This window comes from Mariniflexile aquimaris (assembly GCF_042676825.1).
GTDB lineage: Bacteria > Bacteroidota > Bacteroidia > Flavobacteriales > Flavobacteriaceae > Mariniflexile > Mariniflexile aquimaris.
In genome coordinates this window covers 1-1194 of record NZ_JBHTIB010000024.1, presented here as the reverse complement: position 1 = coordinate 1194, position 1194 = coordinate 1, and the positions used below count along the sequence as shown (strand labels likewise).

1 protein-coding gene is annotated in these 1194 nt (G+C 40.4%); it reads right to left on the bottom strand.

The window, feature by feature from the left end; genetic code table 11:
- The coding region (locus tag ACFQ0I_RS15840; RefSeq protein ID WP_379943937.1) for a SprB repeat-containing protein at positions 1–1194 on the bottom strand (1194 nt) is incomplete at both ends.

Here is a 1194-nt window from a genome sequence, read left to right as displayed (position 1 = left end):
AAGTCGCACCATTATCAATACTGTATTCATACGGTGCTACACCTCCTGATGCCGTTACTACAATACTACCATCGGATCCGCCATTACAACTTACATTGGTATGGCTTTCTGTAAACGATGGATTTGTTAATGCGTCGATGGTAATAATATTGGTCTCTGCCAGACAACCATTTGCATCTGTAATTCTAAATTGATAGGTTCCTGCACTTGCTGTGGTATATGTATAAGGACTTACCACAGGGCCTAATGCCGCATATCCTGCGCCATTTATGGATACTTCATAAGTATAAGGTGCTAAACCTCCGGTTATTGTTCCCGTAATTTCAGCATCTGGTGTTCCTGTACAATCTAATTCTTTCGTTAAGGTAATTACTGAATTTAATGGTGCATATACAACGGTGGCAGTAGTGCTATCTGCTGTACATCCATTGGCATCTCTAATGGTAACCGTATAAGTTCCTGGAGCATTTACTGTAAATGTTGGACTTGCTTGATATGATGCGCCTCCATTAATACTATATGTAAATGGTGCTACGCCTGTCTCTCCGAATGCTGTAAAAGTAAAGCCTGAAGTAACAGTACACTGATTAGACGCCAGAGTTGGTGTTGACACTGATGGTAACGGATCTAATATAACCGTAACGGTATTCATTTCAGTACATCCATTTGCATCTCTTACATAGACATCCCAAACTAAGTCTGCTCCCGAATTGGTATCTACCGTAACTACATTACTACTGCCATAAGCGGCAGCTAATGGAGCTGGGTTTCCTGTTACTACTGCTGCATAAGTATAACTCACTGTGCCTCCTGATACTGTCACCGTTATCTGTGATTCATCATTGGTACAATATACATTCGTTGTAGTCGCAGTAAATGTTAATGGACTTGCTGGCTCACTAACTAATACTGTAAATGTATCTGTACATCCTGTAATTTCGTCTGTTACAACAATTTGTTGATTCCCTATTGGTAACCCGGTTAAGTTAATCGTTACTGATGATTGCCCAACTACTGCTGGCCCTCCATTTACTGTATAACTATATGTGCCTGCAAAATTTGATACCGTAAAGTCTACAGCTCCATTTGAGCCTCCATTACAAGAAACATCATTAATTAATGCGCCTGAAACTGTAATATTCGTTACCGGTACAACTGTATAGGATTCCTGATACGTACATCCATTGGCATCGG